The sequence below is a fragment of the Streptomyces sp. NPDC045022 genome (assembly GCF_056432605.1).
This window is the reverse complement of record NZ_JBWKIR010000011.1, coordinates 101,359-121,022: the sequence shown is the minus strand read 5'-3', so window position 1 is coordinate 121,022 and position 19,664 is coordinate 101,359. Positions and strand designations below refer to the sequence as shown.

At 72.3% G+C, this 19,664-nt stretch carries 18 protein-coding genes; 17 read left to right on the top strand and 1 reads right to left on the bottom strand.

The window, feature by feature from the left end:
- Positions 1–18: 18 nt before the first annotated feature.
- The 8 genes from AC07C1_RS21100 (at position 19) to AC07C1_RS21065 (ending at position 8,671) form a co-directional block, all read left to right on the top strand.
- A complete protein-coding gene (locus AC07C1_RS21100; RefSeq protein WP_478941058.1) occupies positions 19–1,125 on the top strand; it encodes a quinone-dependent dihydroorotate dehydrogenase in 1,107 nt (368 codons plus the stop codon).
- Complete coding sequence (pyrF, locus tag AC07C1_RS21095; RefSeq protein WP_478941057.1) at positions 1,122–1,967, top strand: orotidine-5'-phosphate decarboxylase; 846 nt, start codon at positions 1,122–1,124, stop codon at positions 1,965–1,967. Before AC07C1_RS21100 ends, pyrF begins: the two co-directional genes overlap by 4 nt.
- Positions 1,968–2,235: 268 nt before the next feature.
- Positions 2,236–2,559 carry an integration host factor gene (locus tag AC07C1_RS21090; protein WP_003977346.1) on the top strand — a complete coding sequence of 108 codons (324 nt, stop codon included), beginning with the start codon at positions 2,236–2,238 and terminating at the stop codon, positions 2,557–2,559.
- 60 nt (positions 2,560–2,619) lie between these two features.
- Positions 2,620–3,213 carry a guanylate kinase gene (gene gmk / locus AC07C1_RS21085; RefSeq protein WP_478941055.1) on the top strand — a complete coding sequence of 198 codons (594 nt, stop codon included), beginning with the start codon at positions 2,620–2,622 and terminating at the stop codon, positions 3,211–3,213.
- Positions 3,214–3,288: 75 nt separating this feature from the next.
- The gene (rpoZ, locus tag AC07C1_RS21080) at positions 3,289–3,561 is read left to right on the top strand and encodes a DNA-directed RNA polymerase subunit omega (protein WP_005319902.1); all 273 of its coding nucleotides are present in this window, start codon (positions 3,289–3,291) and stop codon (positions 3,559–3,561) included.
- A 119-nt stretch (positions 3,562–3,680) separates the two neighbouring features.
- Positions 3,681–4,886 carry a bifunctional phosphopantothenoylcysteine decarboxylase/phosphopantothenate--cysteine ligase CoaBC gene (gene coaBC, locus AC07C1_RS21075; protein ID WP_478941054.1) on the top strand — a complete coding sequence of 402 codons (1,206 nt, stop codon included), beginning with the start codon at positions 3,681–3,683 and terminating at the stop codon, positions 4,884–4,886.
- A gap of 282 nt (positions 4,887–5,168) precedes the next feature.
- Positions 5,169–6,377 carry a methionine adenosyltransferase gene (metK, locus tag AC07C1_RS21070; protein WP_478941052.1) on the top strand — a complete coding sequence of 403 codons (1,209 nt, stop codon included), beginning with the start codon at positions 5,169–5,171 and terminating at the stop codon, positions 6,375–6,377.
- 146 nt (positions 6,378–6,523) lie between these two features.
- Positions 6,524–8,671 carry a primosomal protein N' gene (locus AC07C1_RS21065; RefSeq protein ID WP_478941050.1) on the top strand — a complete coding sequence of 716 codons (2,148 nt, stop codon included), beginning with the start codon at positions 6,524–6,526 and terminating at the stop codon, positions 8,669–8,671.
- Between the two features lie 250 nt (positions 8,672–8,921).
- Here AC07C1_RS21065 and AC07C1_RS21060 read toward each other — a convergent pair whose 3' ends face one another.
- Entirely contained in the window at positions 8,922–9,464 is a 543-nt protein-coding gene (locus tag AC07C1_RS21060; protein ID WP_478941048.1) for a hypothetical protein, read from the bottom strand.
- A 331-nt stretch (positions 9,465–9,795) separates the two neighbouring features.
- Between AC07C1_RS21060 and fmt the strand changes: the two genes are divergently transcribed.
- The 9 genes from fmt (at position 9,796) to AC07C1_RS21015 (ending at position 19,202) form a co-directional block, all read left to right on the top strand.
- Positions 9,796–10,728 carry a methionyl-tRNA formyltransferase gene (gene fmt / locus AC07C1_RS21055; RefSeq protein WP_478941046.1) on the top strand — a complete coding sequence of 311 codons (933 nt, stop codon included), beginning with the start codon at positions 9,796–9,798 and terminating at the stop codon, positions 10,726–10,728.
- A gap of 284 nt (positions 10,729–11,012) precedes the next feature.
- Positions 11,013–12,431, top strand: coding sequence for an RsmB/NOP family class I SAM-dependent RNA methyltransferase (locus AC07C1_RS21050; RefSeq protein WP_478941044.1), 1,419 nt, complete (start codon positions 11,013–11,015; stop codon positions 12,429–12,431).
- Positions 12,432–12,584: 153 nt separating this feature from the next.
- The gene (gene rpe / locus AC07C1_RS21045) at positions 12,585–13,271 is read left to right on the top strand and encodes a ribulose-phosphate 3-epimerase (RefSeq protein WP_478941042.1); all 687 of its coding nucleotides are present in this window, start codon (positions 12,585–12,587) and stop codon (positions 13,269–13,271) included.
- Between the two features lie 90 nt (positions 13,272–13,361).
- On the top strand, positions 13,362–14,405 hold the full coding sequence (locus AC07C1_RS21040; RefSeq protein WP_478941040.1) for a sugar-binding transcriptional regulator: 1,044 nt from the start codon (positions 13,362–13,364) through the stop codon (positions 14,403–14,405).
- Between the two features lie 105 nt (positions 14,406–14,510).
- Complete coding sequence (locus AC07C1_RS21035) at positions 14,511–14,921, top strand: guanyl-specific ribonuclease (RefSeq protein ID WP_478941039.1); 411 nt, start codon at positions 14,511–14,513, stop codon at positions 14,919–14,921.
- Entirely contained in the window at positions 14,918–15,247 is a 330-nt protein-coding gene (locus AC07C1_RS21030) for a barstar family protein (RefSeq protein WP_478941037.1), read from the top strand. The genes AC07C1_RS21035 and AC07C1_RS21030 overlap by 4 nt, the downstream gene beginning before the upstream one ends.
- Before the next feature lie 132 nt (positions 15,248–15,379).
- Positions 15,380–16,822, top strand: a complete 1,443-nt coding sequence (locus AC07C1_RS21025; protein ID WP_478941035.1) for a GuaB1 family IMP dehydrogenase-related protein — start codon at positions 15,380–15,382, stop codon at positions 16,820–16,822.
- 409 nt (positions 16,823–17,231) lie between these two features.
- Positions 17,232–18,722, top strand: a complete 1,491-nt coding sequence (locus tag AC07C1_RS21020; protein WP_478941033.1) for an amino acid permease — start codon at positions 17,232–17,234, stop codon at positions 18,720–18,722.
- Positions 18,723–18,749: 27 nt separating this feature from the next.
- Entirely contained in the window at positions 18,750–19,202 is a 453-nt protein-coding gene (locus AC07C1_RS21015) for an Lrp/AsnC family transcriptional regulator (RefSeq protein WP_478941031.1), read from the top strand.
- The last annotated feature ends 462 nt before the right edge of the window (positions 19,203–19,664 follow it).

Here is a 19,664-nt window from a genome sequence, read left to right as displayed (position 1 = left end):
TCATGAGGACACACAGACATGTACAAGCTCTTCTTCCGTCTGGTTTTCACCCGGATGGACCCCGAGAAGGCCCACTACCTGGCCTTCCGCTGGATCCGCCTCGCCGTCCGCGTCCCCGTGCTGCGCACCTTCGTCGCGGCCGCGCTCGCGCCCCGCCACAAGGAGCTGCGCACCGAGGCCTTCGGGCTGCGCATGCACGGCCCCTTCGGGCTCGCCGCGGGTTTCGACAAGAACGCCGTCGCCATCGACGGGATGTCGATGCTGGGCTTCGACCACGTCGAGATCGGCACGGTGACGGGGGAGCCGCAGCCGGGCAACCCCAGGAAGCGGCTGTTCCGGCTCGTCGCGGACCGCGCGCTGATCAACCGGATGGGCTTCAACAACGACGGCTCACTGGCCGTGGCGGCCCGCCTCGCGACCCGCGAGCCGGTCTTCAAGACCGTCGTGGGCGTCAACATCGGCAAGACCAAGGTCGTCCCGGAGGCGGAGGCCGTCGGCGACTACGTGAAGTCGGCCGAGCGCCTCGCCCCGTACGCCGACTACCTGGTCGTCAACGTCTCCTCGCCGAACACGCCCGGCCTGCGCAACCTCCAGGCCACGGAGGCGCTGCGCCCGCTGCTGAGCGCCGTGCGCGAGGCCGCCGACCGTACGGTCGCCCATCGGCGCGTCCCGCTCCTGGTGAAGATCGCCCCCGACCTCGCGAACGAGGACATCGACGCCGTCGCCGACCTGGCCGTGGAACTGGGCCTGGACGGCATCATCGCCACCAACACCACCATCGCGCGCGAGGGCCTCGGCCTCAGGTCCGCCCAGTCGCTGGTGAAGGAGACCGGCGGCCTGTCCGGAGCGCCCCTCAAGGAGCGGTCCCTGGAGGTCCTGCGCCGCCTGTACGCGCGCGTGGGCGACCGGATCACCCTGGTGGGCGTCGGGGGCATCGAGACCGCCGAGGACGCCTGGCAGCGCATCCTGGCCGGTGCCACGCTGGTGCAGGGGTACAGCGCCTTCGTGTACGAGGGCCCTTTCTGGTGCCGCGCGATCCACAAGGGCCTCGCCGCGCGCCTGCGCACCAGCCCGTACGCCACCCTCGCCGACGCGGTCGGCGCCGACGTGAGGAAGACCGCATGACTGTTCCGGAGCCCTTCGGCGCCCGGCTGCGCCGAGCCATGGACGAGCGCGGCCCGCTCTGCGTCGGCATCGACCCGCACGCCTCGCTGCTCGCCGAGTGGGGCCTGAACGACGACATCGCCGGCCTGGAGCGGTTCAGCCGCACGGTCGTCGAGGCGGTGGCCGACCGGGTCGCCGTCATGAAGCCGCAGAGCGCCTTCTTCGAGCGGTTCGGTTCGCGCGGCATCGCCGTCCTGGAGAAGTCGGTCCAGGAGGCGCGGGCGGCCGGCACGCTCGTCGTGATGGACGCCAAGCGTGGCGACATCGGCTCGACCATGGCGGGGTACGCCGAGGCCTACCTGCACCAGGACGCCCCGCTGTTCTCCGACGCCCTCACCGTCTCGCCCTATCTCGGTTACGGCTCGCTCAGCCCGGCCGTCGTACTGGCCCGGGAGAGCGGGGCCGGGCTGTTCGTGCTGGCCCTGACCTCGAACCCGGAGGGACCCGAGGTCCAGCACGCCGTCCGCGCGGACGGCCGGGGCGTGGGCGCGACCATGCTGGCCCACCTGGCATCCGAGAACGCGGGGGAGGAGCCGCTGGGGTCCTTCGGGGCGGTCGTCGGCGCCACGGTGGGCGACCTGTCGTCGTACGACCTCGACATCAACGGCCCGCTCCTCGCGCCCGGCGTCGGCGCGCAGGGGGCGACGGCGGCCGACCTGCCCAAGGTCTTCGGGTCGGCGGTGCGCAACGTCGTGCCGAACGTCAGCCGGGGTGTGCTGCGTCACGGTCCGGACATCGAGGCGCTGCGGACGGCCACCGAGCGCTTCGCGGAGGAGATCCGGACCGCCCTCGGCGGCGCCTGAGTCCTCCGATGAGTGCCCGGCGGAGCGACACCGGGGCGACTTGAGTGTGAATACATCCTCAAATCGTGGGCAGTATGTCTGAAATGTCCGGCCTGACGGAGGCTGACCAGGACTTTTCCGCTGTTCTCGCTGACTCTGGCGGACTTGCCCGCTAGTCTCCGAGCAGAGTGAACGGGCGAAGCGTGTTGCTCGTAGCTCCCCAGGTGTGGGGCGACTAGGTTCCTCACCGGTCCGTATCCGACAGTTCGACATCCGAGGTGACGTAGGCGTGGCTCTTCCGCCCCTTACCCCTGAACAGCGCGCAGCCGCGCTCGAAAAGGCCGCCGCGGCTCGCCGGGAGCGGGCCGAGGTCAAGAATCGACTCAAGCACTCCGGCGCCTCCCTGCACGAGGTCATCAAGCAGGGCCAGGAAAACGACGTCATCGGCAAGATGAAGGTCTCCGCGCTGCTCGAGTCCCTGCCGGGCGTGGGCAAGGTCCGCGCCAAGCAGATCATGGAGCGTCTGGGAATCTCCGAGAGCCGCCGAGTGCGGGGTCTCGGTTCCAACCAGATCGCCTCTCTGGAGCGTGAGTTCGGCAGCACCGGCTCCTGAGTCCGGTTCCCGCCGGACCGGGAGTCCCGGGCACTGCGGGATTGCTGGAATAATCGCTGCATGGCAGTAACACTCCGGGGGACGACCCCCGAGCCCCCGGACGCACGTCCGCGGCTGACCGTGCTCTCCGGCCCCTCGGGGGTCGGCAAGAGCACGGTCGTCGCCCATATGCGCAAGGAACACCCCGAGGTCTGGCTCTCGGTGTCGGCGACCACTCGCAAGCCGCGCCCCGGCGAGCAGCACGGAGTCCACTACTTCTTCGTCACCGACGACGAGATGGACAAGCTGATCGCCAACGGTGAGCTGCTGGAGTGGGCCGAGTTCGCCGGCAACCGCTACGGCACGCCCCGCGCGGCCGTGCTGGAGCGGCTGGAGAACGGCGAGCCCGTCCTGCTGGAGATCGACCTCCAGGGGGCCCGGCAGGTCCGCGAGTCCATGTCCGACGCCCAGCTGGTGTTCCTGGCTCCGCCCTCCTGGGAGGAGCTGGTGCGCAGGCTCACCGGGCGGGGCACCGAGCCGCCCGAGGTCATCGAGCGCCGCCTGGAGGCCGCCAGGACCGAGCTGGCGGCCGAGCCGGAGTTCGACGAGACCCTGGTCAACACCTCCGTCGAGGACGTGGCCCGTGAGCTGCTAGCCTTGATGGACGTCCTGTGATCGAGCCCGCCGTGCACTGAACGGTGCCGACCGGTCACACCGACTGCATCTTTCCCACCCATCGGAAGGTAGAGCGTGTCCTCTTCCATCACCGCGCCCGAGGGCATCATCAACCCGCCGATCGACGAGCTTCTCGAGGCCACCGACTCGAAGTACAGCCTCGTGATCTACGCGGCCAAGCGTGCCCGCCAGATCAACGCGTACTACTCGCAGCTCGGCGAGGGCCTCCTCGAGTACGTCGGTCCGCTCGTCGACACGCACGTGCACGAGAAGCCGCTCTCGATCGCCCTGCGGGAGATCAACGCCGGTCTGCTGACCTCCGAGGCCATCGAGGGCCCGGCGCAGTAGTACTTTCAGATCGCAGTTGCTTTGTCCACAGGCCCGGCAGTCACGCTGCCGGGCCTGTGGTGTGTGATGGTCTCGTACGTAGCCTCGTACGTTGTCGAGCCGGAGAGAGATGGCGAGAGATGGCGGACAAGCCGAGGGTTGTTCTGGGGGTCAGCGGCGGGATCGCCGCCTACAAGGCCTGCGAGCTGCTGAGAAGGTTCACGGAGTCGGGCCACGACGTGCGCGTGGTGCCCACCTCCTCCGCACTGCACTTCGTCGGCGCCGCGACCTGGTCCGCCCTGTCCGGCAACCCCGTCTCCACCGAGGTCTGGGACGACGTCCACGAGGTCCCGCACGTCCGCATCGGCCAGCACGCCGACCTGGTCGTCGTGGCCCCGGCGACGGCCGACATGCTCGCCAAGGCCGCCCACGGCCTCGCCGACGACCTGCTGACCAACACGCTCCTCACCGCCCGCTGTCCGGTCGTCTTCGCGCCCGCCATGCACACCGAGATGTGGGAGCACCCCGCCACCCAGGAGAACGTGGCCACGCTGCGCCGCCGCGGCGCCGTCGTCATCGAGCCCGCCGTCGGACGGCTCACCGGTGTCGACACCGGCAAGGGCCGGCTGCCCGACCCGGCCGAGATCTTCGAGATCTGCCGCCGGGTGCTGGCCCGGGGCGTCGCGGAGCCCGACCTCCAGGGACGCCATGTCGTCGTCTCGGCAGGCGGCACACGCGAGCCCCTCGATCCGGTCCGCTTCCTCGGCAACCGCTCCTCCGGCAAGCAGGGCTACGCCCTGGCCCGCACCGCCGCCGTCCGTGGCGCCCGCGTGACGCTGATCGCGGCCGACACCGCACTGCCCGACCCGGCCGGCGTCGACGTGGTGCGGGCCGGCACGGCCGTCCAGCTGCGCGAGGCCGTCCTGAAGGCCGCGGCCGACGCAGACGCGGTGGTCATGGCCGCCGCCGTCGCCGACTTCCGCCCGGCGTCCTATGCGGCCGGGAAGATCAAGAAGAAGGACGGCCAGGACCCCGACCCGATCGTCCTGGTGCGGAATCCGGACATCCTCGCGGAGATCTCGGCCGACCGCGCCCGCCCCGGCCAGGTGATCGTCGGCTTCGCCGCCGAGACCGACGACGTCCTGGCCAACGGCCGCACCAAGCTCGCCCGCAAGGGCTGCGACCTGCTCGTGGTCAACGAGGTGGGGGAGCGCAAGACCTTCGGCTCCGAGGAGAACGAGGCGGTCGTGCTGGGCGCCGACGGCAGCGAGACCCCTGTCCCGCACGGGCCGAAGGAGGCCCTCGCGGACACCGTCTGGGACCTCGTGGCCGCCCGTCTGGGCTGACCCGCTGGGCCGTCCGGGCCCGACCCGGTTCCGCCGTCCGGCCCGATTTGTTTCAGCCGTTCGACGTCTCTTCTCCCCCGGGCAATGTCGCGTGGCGCCCCTGGCCAAGGCCACTCGGCATTGTGCAGAATGCCCGTGCCGCAGGTCACAGCGCTCCCGAGAGGCGAGACGGTGGCCCATCGGCCGAGTGCGACCGATAAACTGTTCACGGTCGACGCCAGGCGCAGCCCCGTGTCGTCCGCAAATGATCAGCCAGCAGCCGCTGCAACCCCAGGGAGCGTTGTGTCCCGTCGCCTGTTCACCTCGGAGTCCGTGACCGAGGGTCACCCCGACAAGATCGCTGACCAGATCAGCGACACCATTCTCGACGCGCTTCTGCGCGAGGACCCGACCTCCCGGGTCGCCGTCGAGACGCTGATCACCACCGGCCTGGTGCACGTGGCCGGCGAGGTGACGACGAAGGCCTACGCGGACATCGCCACCCTCGTCCGCAGCAAGATCCTCGAGATCGGCTACGACTCCTCCAAGAAGGGCTTCGACGGCGCCTCCTGCGGCGTGTCGGTGTCCATCGGCGCGCAGTCCCCCGACATCGCGCAGGGCGTCGACACGGCCTACGAGACCCGGGTCGAGGGCGACGAGGACGAGCTGGACCGGCAGGGCGCGGGCGACCAGGGCCTGATGTTCGGCTACGCCTCCGACGAGACGCCGACCCTCATGCCGCTGCCGATCTTCCTGGCGCACCGCCTGTCCAAGCGCCTCTCCGAGGTCCGCAAGAACGGCACCATCCCCTACCTGCGCCCGGACGGCAAGACGCAGGTCACCATCGAATACGACGGCGACAAGGCCGTCCGCCTCGACACGGTGGTCGTCTCCTCCCAGCACGCCTCCGACATCGACCTGGAGTCCCTGCTGGCCCCCGACATCCGCGAGTTCGTCGTCGAGCCCGAGCTGAAGGCGCTCCTGGACGAGGGCATCAAGCTGGACACCGAGGGCTACCGCCTGCTGGTCAACCCGACCGGCCGCTTCGAGATCGGCGGCCCGATGGGCGACGCCGGCCTGACCGGCCGCAAGATCATCATCGACACCTACGGCGGCATGGCCCGGCACGGCGGCGGCGCCTTCTCGGGCAAGGACCCGTCCAAGGTGGACCGCTCGGCCGCCTACGCGATGCGCTGGGTCGCCAAGAACGTCGTGGCGGCCGGCCTGGCCTCCCGCTGCGAGGTCCAGGTCGCCTACGCCATCGGCAAGGCCGAGCCGGTCGGCCTGTTCGTGGAGACCTTCGGCACCGCCAAGATCGACCCCGAGAAGATCGAGAAGGCGATCGACCAGGTCTTCGACCTGCGCCCGGCCGCCATCATCCGCGACCTCGACCTGCTCCGCCCGATCTACGCCCAGACGGCGGCGTACGGCCACTTCGGCCGCGAGCTGCCCGACTTCACCTGGGAGCGCACCGACCGCGTCGACGTCCTGCGCGCGGCCGCGGGCCTGTAGGCGCCGCACTTCTTCTCGCCGGGGCCCGGCTTCCCTTCGGGAGCCGGGCTTCGGCGTGCGCGGCCCGCCTCGGCGAGTCCGCCGGCCGGCCGCTGCCCGGCGGACGCGGGCCGGTGTTGTCAGTGGCGTGCGGTAGAAATGCAAGCGTGAGCAGCGAGAACGGAGTGGGGGACGGCGGGGCGGAAGGCGCGCCGCCGGAGCAGCTCGCGCTCATCCGGGAGAGTGTGCGCAAGGCGAAGGCGCCGCGTGCCAAGCCGCGGACCTGGCGGGGGGCCGCGCTCGCCGAGGACCTGCCCGTCGCCCGGGTACTGGTCGACAAGGGTGTGCTGCACCTCGACCGGTACTTCGACTATGCGGTGCCCGCGGAGCTGGACGAGCAGGCGCAGCCCGGAGTGCGGGTACGGGTGCGGTTCGGGGCGGGGCGCGGCCGGGTGCGCGACGGGCGCCGGGAGGGCGGCGGTCTCATCGACGGCTTCCTGATCGAGCGGCGGTCCGAGTCCGACTACTCCGGACCGCTGGCCGCACTGGCCCAGGTCGTCTCGCCGGAGCCCGTGCTGAGCGAGGAGCTGCTCGGGCTCGCACGGGCCGTCGCCGACCGGTATGCGGGCAGCCTCGCCGACGTCCTCCAGCTCGCCGTGCCCCCGCGCAACGCGCGTGCCGAGCAGCGGCCGTCCCCCACGCCGCTGCCGCCACCGCGGGCGCCCGACACCGGGTCCTGGACGCGGTACGAGCACGGGGGCGCCTTCCTCGACGCGCTCGCCACCGGGGCGGCCCCCCGGGCCGTGTGGAACGCCCTGCCCGGCCCGCTGTGGAGCGAGGAACTCGCCCGGGCCGTCGCCGCCACCCTCGCCTCGGGACGCGGCGCCCTCGTCGTCGTACCCGACGGGCGGGCCGCCGCGCGGGTCGACGACGCGCTCACCGCGCTGCTCGGGGAGGGCCGGCACGCGCTGCTCACCGCCGACGCCGGACCCGAGAAGCGGTACGGGCAGTGGCTCGCCGTGCGGCGGGGGTCCGTACGGGCCGTCGTCGGGACGCGTGCGGCCATGTTCGCTCCCGTGCGGGACCTGGGGCTCGTCGCCATCTGGGACGACGGCGACGACAGCCACAGCGAGCAGCACGCCCCGCAGCCGCACGCGCGGGACGTACTGCTGCTGCGCGCCGCGCTGGACAGGTGCGCCTTCCTGCTGGGCGGGTTCGGCTGCACCGTGGAGGCGGCCCAGCTGGTCGAGAGCGGCTGGGCCCGGCCGCTGGTCCCCGGGCGGGAGCAGGTGCGGCGGGCCGCGCCCCTGGTGCGGACCGTCGGGGACGAGGACCTCGCGCGCGACGAGGCCGCCCGCGCCGCCCGGCTGCCCACGCTCGCCTGGCAGGTGGCCCGCGAGGGGCTGCGGCACGGACCGGTACTGGTGCAGGTGCCCCGGCGCGGCTACGCGCCCCGTATGGCCTGCGCCCAGTGCCGGGCACCCGCGCGGTGCCGGCACTGTTCCGGGCCGCTCGAAGGGCAGGACGGGGGTGTCCTGAGGTGCGGCTGGTGCGGGCGCGAGGAGAGCGCCTGGCACTGCCCGGAGTGCGGCGGCTTCCGGCTCCGCGCCCAGGTCGTGGGCGCGCGGCGGACCGCCGAGGAGCTGGGGCGGGCCTTTCCCGCCGTACCGGTGCGCACCTCGGGGCGGGAACACGTGCTGGACACCGTGCCGGGCACGCCCGCGCTGGTCGTGAGCACCCCGGGGGCCGAACCGGTCGCCGAGGGCGGCTACGCGGCGGCCCTGCTGCTGGACGGCTGGGCCATGCTCGTACGGCCCGACCTGCGGGCCGGTGAGGACGCACTGCGCCGGTGGATCGCGGCGGGAGCACTCGTACGGCCGCAGGAGCAAGGGGGGACGGTGGCCGTCGTGGCCGAGCCGACTCTGCGGCCCGTGCAGGCGCTCGTGCGGTGGGACCCCGTCGGGCACGCGGTGCGGGAGCTGTCCGAGCGGGCCGAGCTGGGCTTCCCGCCGGTCTCGCGGATGGCAGCCGTGTCCGGCACCCCCGCGGCCGTCGCCGAGTTCCTCGCGGCGGTCGAACTGCCGTCGGACGCCGAGGTGTTGGGGCCGGTGCCGGTGCCGCCCACGCTGCCCGGCCGGCCGCGCAGGCCCGGTGCGGCGCCGCCGGGGGAGCACTGGGAGCGGGCACTCGTACGCGTACCGCCGGGCAGCGGGGCCGCGTTGGCCGCCGCACTGAAGACCGCGCAGGCCGCTCGCATGGCGCGGGGGAGCGAGGAGGCGGTGCGGGTGCGCATCGATCCGCCGGACATCGGCTGACGGGGACTTTCCGTGCCGGGGGTGCGTGGTGATGCGAGTGCGTTGTGGTGCCGGGCGTGGTCCGACGGGGCGCTCCGCCGGTGTCGCCGGGTGTCCGTTCCGCCGGTGCCGGTGGGTGTCCCTTCCGCCGGCGTGACCAGGTGCGCGCTCCGTCGGCGTGACCAGGCGTCGTCACCCTGCCGTGGCACGGGACGTTCTGCCCTCCCGGAGGGCTCCGGCGAGCCTCCCGGAAGGGCGGGGTCAGGAGCCGTCAGCCGTTGCGCGGACCCGGGAAGGCCGTCGGCCGGGCGTCGTCGCGCAGGGCGGGGCTGCCCGCGGTCGGCTGGGTGGGCATGGAGCGGGCCGCGGGGACCGTCGGCACCGTGGGCAGGCCGGTGTTCACGTTGATCGTGCGGCCACCCGACGGCTCCGCCGTCAGCTCCGGCTCGGCGGCCGTCTGGGCCGCGGCACGGCGGGCGCCGTAACGGCGGTGCACCGCCTGCTTGGTGACTCCGAGCGCCGAGCCCACCGCGTCCCACGAGAAGCCGAGCGAACGGTCGAAGTCCACGGCGGCCGTGACCAGGGTTTCGACGCTGTCCCGGAGTTCCTGGGCGAGGCGCACCGTCGGGGCGGGGGCGCGTCCGTAGACGACGAAGCCCGTGGACGGGCCGGAGCGGCGCGGGCGGTAGACGTTGCCCAACTGGGCGGTGAGCGTGCGCAGCGCGTCCACCTGCCGGCGGACCCGCTCGATGTCCCGCACCAGCAAGTGCAGGCTGGCCCGGGCCTGGGCGTCGTGGATTGCGTGGTCGGCCATGAACAAGCCTCTCGAACCGGCGTTGAAAGGAATTGGGCCGCGAAGCGGCCCGATGTGGTCAACTCTTTCTTGACCAACGCGTTTGCGCTCCGCTGGTCACGGGCTGGGGGCGTACAGGCATATGCGTACGCCGCCGTCCGCCTCGCGCGCCGCCCGCCGGTGTGGAGCCGGGGCCGGGCCGGGGGCGGGACGAGGGGAGCGGACGGGGGAGGGATGGTGGGCCCGGGACGAATGAACCGACAGCGGTGTTGGCCGTCCGCGGCTTTCCGGTCGTGGTCATAGACTGGTGCGCTGCCCGTCCAACCCCCGCCCGAGAGGCCCGATCCCGCCCATGAAGCTTGTCTTCGCCGGTACCCCCGAGGTCGCCGTTCCCGCCCTGGACGCTCTGATCGCCTCCGGGCGGCACGAGGTGGCCGCCGTCGTCACGCGGCCCGACGCACCGGCCGGGCGCGGACGCAGGCTGGTCGCGTCACCCGTGGCCGAGCGGGCGGAGGAGGCCGGGATCGAGGTGCTGAAGCCGGTCAGGCCGCGGGACCCCGAGTTCCTGGAGCGGCTCAAGGAGATCGCGCCCGACTGCTGCCCCGTCGTCGCCTACGGCGCTCTGCTGCCCAGGGCGGCTCTCGACATCCCCGCCCACGGCTGGGTCAACCTGCACTTCTCCCTGCTGCCCGCCTGGCGCGGGGCCGCGCCGGTGCAGCACTCCATCATGGCGGGCGACGAGATCACCGGTGCCACCACCTTCCTCATCGAGGAGGGACTCGACTCCGGGCCCGTGTACGGCACCGTGACCGAGGAGATCCGGCCCACCGACACCAGCGGTGACCTGCTCACCCGGCTCGCCTTCGCCGGTGCCGGGCTGCTCGCCGCGACCATGGACGGCATCGAGGACGGCGCCCTGAAGGCCGTGCCGCAGCCGTCCGAGGGCATCACCCTCGCGCCGAAGATCACCGTCGAGGACGCCCAGGTGCACTGGCCGGCGCCCGCGCTGCGGGTCGACCGGGTCGTGCGCGGTTGCACTCCGGCGCCCGGCGCCTGGACCGTGTTCCGGGGGGAGCGGCTCAAGCTCATCCAGGTCGCGCCCGTGCCCGAGCGGACCGACCTCGCACCGGGACAGCTCGCGGTGGGCAAGAACAGCGTGCACGTGGGCACCGGCTCCTACGCCGTCGAGCTGGTCTGGGTGCAGGCCCAGGGCAAGAAGCCGATGCGCGCGGCCGACTGGGCGCGGGGCGTCCGTATCGCGGAGAGCGAGACACTCGGCGGCTGAGTCCGCGGCCCGGACAGTGCGACGCCCGCCCCCGTTCGGCGGGGCACCCGGACCCCGTACGGCGGGACCCCGTCCGGCCGGACACCCCGACCCCGTACGCCCGGACCCCGTACGGCCGGACACCCGGACCCCGCACGGCGGGACCCCGTACGGCGGGACCCCGAACGGCGGGGCGGCCGCACAACGGCCCGGTGTGGTGGACGAGCCCCGGTCGACCAGGGCCACGGACTGCCGACGTAGGCTGGAAACCGCAGCCCCTTCTTCACATCCGGAGCACCTTTTTCGTGAGCGAGCAGTCCCGGCGGCCCCGTAAGCCCGCCAAGCCCTACCGCCGTCCGCAGAAGGACCCCGTGCGCTTCCTCGCCTTCGAGGCCCTGCGCGCGGTCGACGAGCGGGACGCGTACGCCAACCTCGTGCTGCCCCCGTTGCTCAGGAAGGCGCGCGAGAAGGGCGACTTCGACGCGCGGGACGCCGCCCTCGCCACCGAGCTGGTGTACGGCACGCTGCGCCGGCAGGGGACGTACGACGCCGTCATCGCCGCCTGTGTCGACCGGCCGCTGCGTGAGGTCGACCCGCCGGTGCTCGATGTGCTGAGCCTGGGTGTGCACCAGCTGCTCGGGACGCGGATCCCCACGCATGCCGCCGTGTCCGCCTCCGTCGAACTGGCGCGGGTGGTGCTCGGGGACGGACGGGCCAAGTTCGTCAACGCCGTGCTGCGCAAGGTCGCGCAGGACGACCTCCGGGGATGGACCGAGAAGGTCGCGCCGCCCTATGACGACGACCCCGAGGAACACCTCGCCGTCGTGCACTCGCACCCCCGCTGGGTCGTCTCCGCGCTCTGGGACTCCCTCGGTGGCGGGCGCGCCGGTATGGAGGACCTGCTGGAGGCCGACAACGAGCGGCCCGAGGTGACGCTCGTCGCGCGGCCGGGCCGGGCCACCGCCGAGGAACTGCTGCGCGAGGAGTCCGCCGTCCCGGGGCGCTGGTCGCCGTACGCCGTGCGGCTCGCCGAGGGTGGAGAGCCGGGCGCGGTCGATGCCGTGCGCGAGGGGCGCGCCGGAGTGCAGGACGAGGGCAGCCAGCTGGTCGCCCTCGCGCTGGCGAACGCCCCGATCGACGGGCCCGACGAGAAGTGGCTCGACGGGTGCGCCGGGCCCGGCGGCAAGGCCGCGCTGCTGGCCGCCCTCGCCGCCGAGCGCGGGGCCGCGCTGCTCGCCTCGGAGAAGCAGCCGCACCGGGCCGGCCTGGTGGCCAGGGCACTGGCCGGGAACCCCGGGCCGTACCAGGTCATCGCGGCCGACGGGACCCGGCCGCCGTGGCGGTCCGGCGCCTTCGACCGCGTGCTGATGGACGTGCCGTGCACCGGGCTCGGCGCGCTGCGCCGGCGCCCCGAGGCCCGCTGGCGGCGGCGCCCCGAGGACCTGGACAACTTCGCCCCGCTCCAGCGTTCCCTGCTGCGCACCGCGCTCGACTCCGTGCGGGTGGGCGGGGTCGTCGGCTATGCCACCTGCTCGCCGCACCTCGCCGAGACCCGGGCGGTCGTCGCCGATGTGCTCAAGCAGCACCCGGACGCCGAGCTGATCGACGCCCGCCCGCTGCTGCCCGGCCTCCCCGCGCTCGGCGAGGGCCCGGACGTGCAGCTGTGGCCGCATCTGCACGGCACCGACGCGATGTACCTCGCGCTGATCCGCCGGACCGGCTGACCGCACCGCACCACCCGCTGAGCGTCGCAGGTGCGAGTCGGGTACGCCGGGTGTTGTCCACAGGCAGCCGCATACTGTCGTACAAGTGGAATGAACGGTCTCGCCTGTGGACCGGTGCGAACATCAGTGCCCCGGACATGGCAGGCTTGGGGCATGGCCGCGCAGATCAACCCCAGCATCCTGTCCGCCGACTTCGCCCGCCTCGCGGAGGAGGCCAAGGCGGTCCAAGGCGCCGACTGGCTCCATGTCGACGTGATGGACAACCATTTCGTCCCGAACCTCACCCTCGGCGTGCCGGTCGTGGAGTCCCTGGCCCGTGCGACGGACACCCCGCTGGACTGCCATCTGATGATCGAGGACCCCGACCGCTGGGCTCCCCGGTACGTGGAGGCGGGGGCCTCGTCCGTCACCTTCCATGTGGAGGCCGCGGCCGCCCCCGTGCGGCTCGCCCGGGAGATCCGCGCCAAGGGCGCCCGTGCCTCGATGGCGCTCAAGCCGGCGACCCCGATCGAGCCGTACGAGGACCTGCTGCCGGAACTCGACATGTTGCTGGTCATGACGGTCGAGCCGGGCTTCGGCGGCCAGGCGTTCCTCGACATCATGCTGCCGAAGATCCGCCGCACCCGGGAGCTGATCAGCAAGCACGGTCTGCAGCTGTGGTTGCAGGTCGACGGCGGTGTCTCGGCCTCGACGATCGAGCAGTGCGCGGACGCGGGAGCGGACGTGTTCGTCGCCGGCTCGGCCGTCTACGGGGCGAAGGACCCGGCAGAGGCGGTCCGTGCATTGCGCAGCCAGGCGGAGGCGGCCACCGCCAAGGCGTCGTGGGCATGCGACCACTGAGCCACAGATACATGAACGGTTAAGGGAACGGCGCCCATCAGGGCGGATCAGTTGCGCCGAATCTGCAAGGATGAACGGCGAATCCAGAGTGTGAACAGCAGTGAGGAGATCGCCGTGTCGGGTATGTCGGCGGGCCGGTCAGCCATGCGGATGGGACCCGCTGAGCTGGTGCAGGCGGCGGCCATGGCCCGCCGCTTCTACCTCGAGGGCAAGTCCAAGATCCAGATCGCGGAGGAGTTCGGCGTCAGCCGCTTCAAGGTGGCCCGGGTCCTGGAAACGGCCCTCGAACGGGATCTCGTACGCATCGAGATCCGCGTGCCGGCCGAGCTGGACGCCGAGCGCTCGGACGCGCTCCGCGCCCGCTACGGCCTGAGGCACGCCGTCGTGGTCGAGTCCCCGGCCGAGGCCGAGGAGACCCCCGATCCCGAGAACCTCGGCGAGGTCGCCGCCGACCTGCTCGGCGAACTCGTCAACGAGGGGGACGTGCTCGGGCTGGCCTGGGGCCGGTCCACCATCCACATGGCGGCGGCGCTCGACCGGCTGCCGCCGTGCACGGTGGTGCAGCTGACGGGCGTGTACGACGCCGGGACCGCCGAGCGCGGCTCCGTGGAGGCCGTGCGCCGTGCCGCCCAGGTGTCGGGGGGCGACGCGCACCCCATCTACGCGCCGATGCTGCTGCCGGACGCGGCGACCGCGGTGGCACTGCGCAACCAGACCGGGATCGCCCGGGCCTTCGAGTACTTCGACAAGGTCACGGTCGCCTGCGTCTCCATCGGCTCCTGGGAGCCGGGCATCTCGACGGTGCACGACATGCTCAGCGACGAGGAGCGCGCGCACTACGCCTCGCTCGGTGTCGCCGCCGAGATGTCCGCGCACCTCTTCGACGCCGAGGGGCGCCGGATCGGGCGCGACCTGGGGGAGCGGTGCATCACGGTCAAGACCGACCAGCTGCGCCGTATCCCGGAGGTCGTGGCGATCGCCGGCGGCCAGCGCAAGGCGGCCGCGATCGACGCGGTGCTGCGCTCGGGGCTGGTCACGAGCCTGGTGACCGACACCTCGGCCGCGGACTCTCTGATGACGGCGGGGCCGACGCCGAAGCCCGCGCTGAGCCGCGCGGACCCGGACGGTTCCTGACAGGCCCAGGTCCACAGGCCCAGGTCCAGGCCGATCTCCAGGTCGGGCTCCGTCCGGCGGGTCGTGGCGTCGTCGCGACGGGACGGCCGTGGCAGCATCGTCCGCATGCTGCTGCGGTCCGTCCCTCGTGCGTTCGCGGGACTGCTGGTCTGTCTCGCGGTCCTGCTGACCGGATGCTCGTCCCCCCACCCGGGCACCACCACCGCCTCGGGCACGTCCACCCCGGCGTGGGCGAAGGGCATGAGCACCGTCGAGGAGTCCCGGCTCCCCGCCGAGGCCCGCGGGACGCTCGCCCTCATCGACAGGGGCGGTCCCTACCCCTACACCAGGGACGGGGTCGTCTTCGGGAACTTCGAGGGGCATCTGCCCAGGCACCAGCGCGGCTACTACCACGAGTACACCGTGCGGACCCCCGGCTCCCGCGACCGAGGGGCCCGGCGCATCGTCACCGGACGGGGCGGGGAGATCTACTACACCGATGATCACTACAACTCGTTCCGGGCGGTACTGAGATGAGCCAAGACCTGGCGGCCCGCTTCGTGGTCGCGCTGGACCTCGACGGCGTCGAGGACAAGGCGGACCTGATGGACCGCGTCGCCCGGGCCCTCGCGCTGCCCGGCTGGTTCGGCCGCAACTGGGACGCGCTGGCCGATTCGCTGTCCGACCACACCGTCTGGCCCGAGGGCGCCGTCGAGCAGGGACTGCTGATCGTCGTCCGGGGCTGGCAGGCGTACGCGGAGGCGCGCCCCGAGGAGTGGCGCACCGCGCAGGACGTGTTCACCGAGGCGGTGGGCCGCACTCCGTCCCTCACCGTCGCGCTCGCCCTTGGAGGATCCTCCTAGGTGATCGGCGAGCACCCTGGATGTTCTGTCGGGGCCCGGCACCGGCCATGCCATGGGAGGATGAAGTACGTGCTCTTTCCCCCTGGCACACCTGTCCGGGGGTCACCTCTGATCGACTGGGATGTGCAGCACGTGCGTTTCCTCAATGACATCCAGCCCGCGTACGACCTGACGTACGACGACGTGTTCATGGTGCCGAGCCGCTCCGCGGTCGGCTCGCGTCAGGGCGTGGACCTCAGCTCGCCGGACGGCACGGGCACCACCATCCCGCTCGTCGTCGCCAACATGACCGCCATCGCCGGCCGCCGCATGGCCGAGACGGTGGCCCGCCGCGGTGGTCTGGTGGTCATCCCGCAGGACATCCCGATCGACGTGGTCACCGATGTCGTCTCCTGGGTGAAGAGCCGCCATCTGGTCCTGGACACCCCGATCGTGCTGGCCCCGCACCAGACCGTCGCCGACGCCCTGGCGCTGCTGCCCAAGCGCGCCCACAACGCCGGCGTGGTCGTGGACGAGAACCGACGGCCGATCGGTGTCGTCACCGACGCGGACCTGACCGGCGTCGACCGCTTCACCCAGCTCGAAGTGGTCATGTCCAAGGACCTGCTGCTCCTCGACGCGGACATCGACCCGCGCGAGGCCTTCAACCGTCTGGACGCCGCCAACCGCCGCTACGCCCCGGCCGTGGACGCCGACGGCAGGCTCGCCGGCATCCTCACCCGCAAGGGCGCCCTCCGGGCCACGCTGTACACCCCCGCCGTCGACGCGCAGGGCAGGCTGCGCATCGCCGCGGCCGTCGGCATCAACGGCGATGTGGCGGGCAAGGCCAAGCAGCTCCTCGACGCGGGCGTGGACACGCTCGTCATCGACACCGCGCACGGCCACCAGGAGTCGATGATCAGCGCCATCCAGGTGGTGCGCGCCCTTGACCCGCAGGTGCCGATCGCCGCGGGCAACATCGTCTCCGCCGAGGGCGTCAAGGACCTCATCGACGCCGGCGCGGACATCATCAAGGTCGGTGTGGGCCCCGGTGCCATGTGCACGACCCGCATGATGACCGGCGTGGGCCGGCCGCAGTTCTCCGCCGTGCTGGAGTGCGCCGCCGAGGCGAAGAAGTACGGCAAGCACGTGTGGGCCGACGGCGGTGTCCGCCACCCGCGCGACGTGGCCATGGCCCTCGCGGCCGGCGCCTCCAACGTGATGGTCGGCTCCTGGTTCGCGGGCACCTACGAGTCCCCGGGCGACCTGCAGCACGACGCGAACGGCCGTCCGTACAAGGAGTCCTTCGGCATGGCCTCCGCGCGCGCGGTGCGCAACCGTACGTCCGAGGAGTCCGCGTACGACCGCGCTCGCAAGGCGCTGTTCGAGGAGGGCATCTCCACCTCCCGGATGTTCCTCGACCAGGCCCGCCCCGGCGTCGAGGACCTGATCGACTCGATCATCGCGGGCGTCCGCTCCTCCTGCACCTACGCCGGTGCCGGCTCCCTGGAGGAGTTCACGGAGAAGGCCATCGTCGGCATCCAGAGCGCGGCCGGCTACGCCGAGGGCAAGGCCCTGCACGCCAGCTGGAACTGAGCCGACTCCCGCCCCCACGGCCCCCGTTCTCCCCTCGCCCGGGGGAGACGGGGGCCGTCGGCATGCCAGGGCCACCGTCCGCCCTGCTCGGCCGGTACGTCCGTTCACCGCGCCGCACGCCCTTCCACACCCGACGCCGCGCGCGGCATGAGACGGACCCCGGCCGGGGCGTGCGAGGCCGCTGTGCAACGGTCGACAGTCCGTACGCAACGATTTGGCATTCCGGTGCGATGAACGCAATGATCATGCGGGGACGCGCAAGGTTGCTGCATTACGCCCGTGAAGCGGTGCCCCGTAGGGTGCTGCGCTGTACGTGGTGTGGCGGGGACTCCGCTCGGCGGGTTCCTGCCCTGGGCAGAGCGTCGCCGGTCCCCGCCCGCAATCACCGGCAGCGATAAGGAGCCAGCGCGTGCTCGATCAAGGCGCACCCCCGCAGAACCAGACAACGGCCGCCCCCGCGTCCCCGGGCGTCGCCGCGCGCCTCATGCGTCGCAAGCCCGTGGAACGCCTGGTCGCGGAGGGCGGCCAGGGCGAGGGAGGGCAGCTTCGCCGCTCTCTCGGGCTGTGGCAGCTGACCATGATCAGCATCGGGGCCACCCTCGGCACCGGCATCTTCGTCGTCCTCGGCGAGGCCGTCCCCAAGGCGGGCCCGGCCGTCACCCTATCCTTCGTGATCGCCGGTCTCACCGCGCTCTTCTCGGCCCTGTCCTACGCCGAGCTGGCCGGCACCATCCCGGTCGCCGGGTCCTCGTACTCGTACGCATACGCAACGATGGGCGAGCTGATCGCCTGGGTCTGCGGCTGGTGTCTGCTGCTGGAGTACGGCGTCTCGGTCGCCGCCGTGGCCGTCGGCTGGGGTGAGTACCTGAACGAGCTGCTGGACGGCACCATCGGCGTGACGATCCCGAACGCCCTGGCCAACCCGCCCGGCGTCGACGGCGGTGTCTTCAACCTGCCCGCCCTGATCGTCGTCGTCCTCGCGATGGTGTTCCTGATCGGCGGCGCCAAGGAGTCCGCGCGCGCCAACACCGTCATGGTGTGCGTCAAGATCGCCGCGCTGGTGCTGTTCTGCACCATCGGCTTCATGGGCTTCAAGTCCGGCAACTACGCGCACTTCATGCCGTTCGGCATGGCGGGCGTCAGCGCGGCCGGTGCCACGCTGTTCTTCTCCTACATCGGCTTCGACGCCGCGTCCACCGCCGGTGAGGAGGCCAAGAACGCCCAGCGCGACCTGCCCCGCGCGATCATGCTGTCGCTGGTCATCGTGACGGCCCTGTACGTGCTGGTCGCCGCCGTCGCGGTCGGCGCCAAGCCGTGGCGGCAGTTCAACGACTCCGAGGCCGCCCTCGCCCAGATCATGAAGGACGTCACCGGGCAGAGCTTCTGGGGCACCCTGCTGGCCTTCTGCGCCGTCATCGCCATCGCCAGCGTCGTCCTGACCGTGCTCTACGGCCAGACCCGCATCCTCTTCGCGATGTCCCGCGACGGCCTGGTGCCCAAGGTCTTCGCCAAGGTCCACCCGAAGACAGGCGCGCCGCGCGCCAACACGATCATCGTGTCCCTGTTCTGCGGTGTCCTCGCCGCCGCGATCCCGCTGGGCCAGCTGGCGGACGCCACCAGCATCGGCACGCTGTTCGCCTTCGCTCTGGTCAACGTGGCCGTCGTGGTGCTGCGCCGGACCCGCCCGGACATGAAGCGCACCTTCCGCGTCCCGCTGTCGCCGGTGCTGCCCGCGCTGGGCTTCGCCTTCTGCGTATGGATGATGGGCAGCCTGTCCACCGTCACCTGGATCGTGTTCGGTGTCTGGATGGCCGTCGGGCTCGTGTTCTACTTCGTGTACGGCTACCGCCGTTCCCGTCTCGCGACCGCCGAGGACGTCGCGGTGACGGCAGAGAAGTGACCGGACCGAAGAAGTGAACCACCCCCTGTGCTGAACGATCTCGACGAACGCATCGTGCACGCCCTCGCCGAGGACGCCCGCCGCTCCTACGCGGACATCGGGCAGCTGGTCGGCCTGTCCGCGCCCGCCGTGAAGCGGCGCGTGGACCGGCTGCGCGCCACCGGAGCCATCACCGGGTTCACCGTCCGGGTGGACCCGGCGGCGCTCGGCTGGGAGACCGAGGGATTCATCGAGATCTACTGCCGGCGCAACACCTCGCCGGAGACCATCCAGCGGGGCCTGGAGCGCTACCAGGAGGTCGTGGCCGCATCGACCGTCACCGGCGACGCGGACGCGGTCGCCCAGGTCTTCGCCTCCGACATGCGCCACTTCGAGCGAGTGCTGGAGCGCATCGCCGGCGAGCCGTTCGTGGAACGCACCAAGTCGGTCCTGGTCCTCTCGCCACTGCTGCGGCGCTTCTCGTCGGGCGCGCCCGGATAGCCCTTCAGCCCGCCCGGCGGCCGATCGAAGCCGGCCCGTCCGGCGGCCGATCGACGCCGGCATGCGGCGCGGGACCGTCGCCGGTGAACACAGCCCGGGTAAGAGCGCGCATCCGTGCTCCGACCCGGGCTTTCCGGTCTCCTGACCGGTAGCACCGGCAGGTACCCATGGGCTGGTCCCTCGGCCGTCCGGCCACCGTCCGCGCGCGGATCGTGGCGCTCGTGCTCGGCCGCGCTGAACCGGCTCCAGGGGCCGTACCGCAGGCGCTCGGGCAAGCAGCGCCGTAGCGGCCGGGCCGTGGGCCCATGCGGCAGGCGATCCGCTCACCGACCGGCGGTACGACAGCATGACCGCGACGATCGTTCCTTTCCGCAGGTCAAGCACGTGCGCCGAGCGATCACCGCTCTTCTGGGACCGGGCGTTTCGCGCATCGCCGCGCGGGCAGCACCCCGTCCTCGCCAC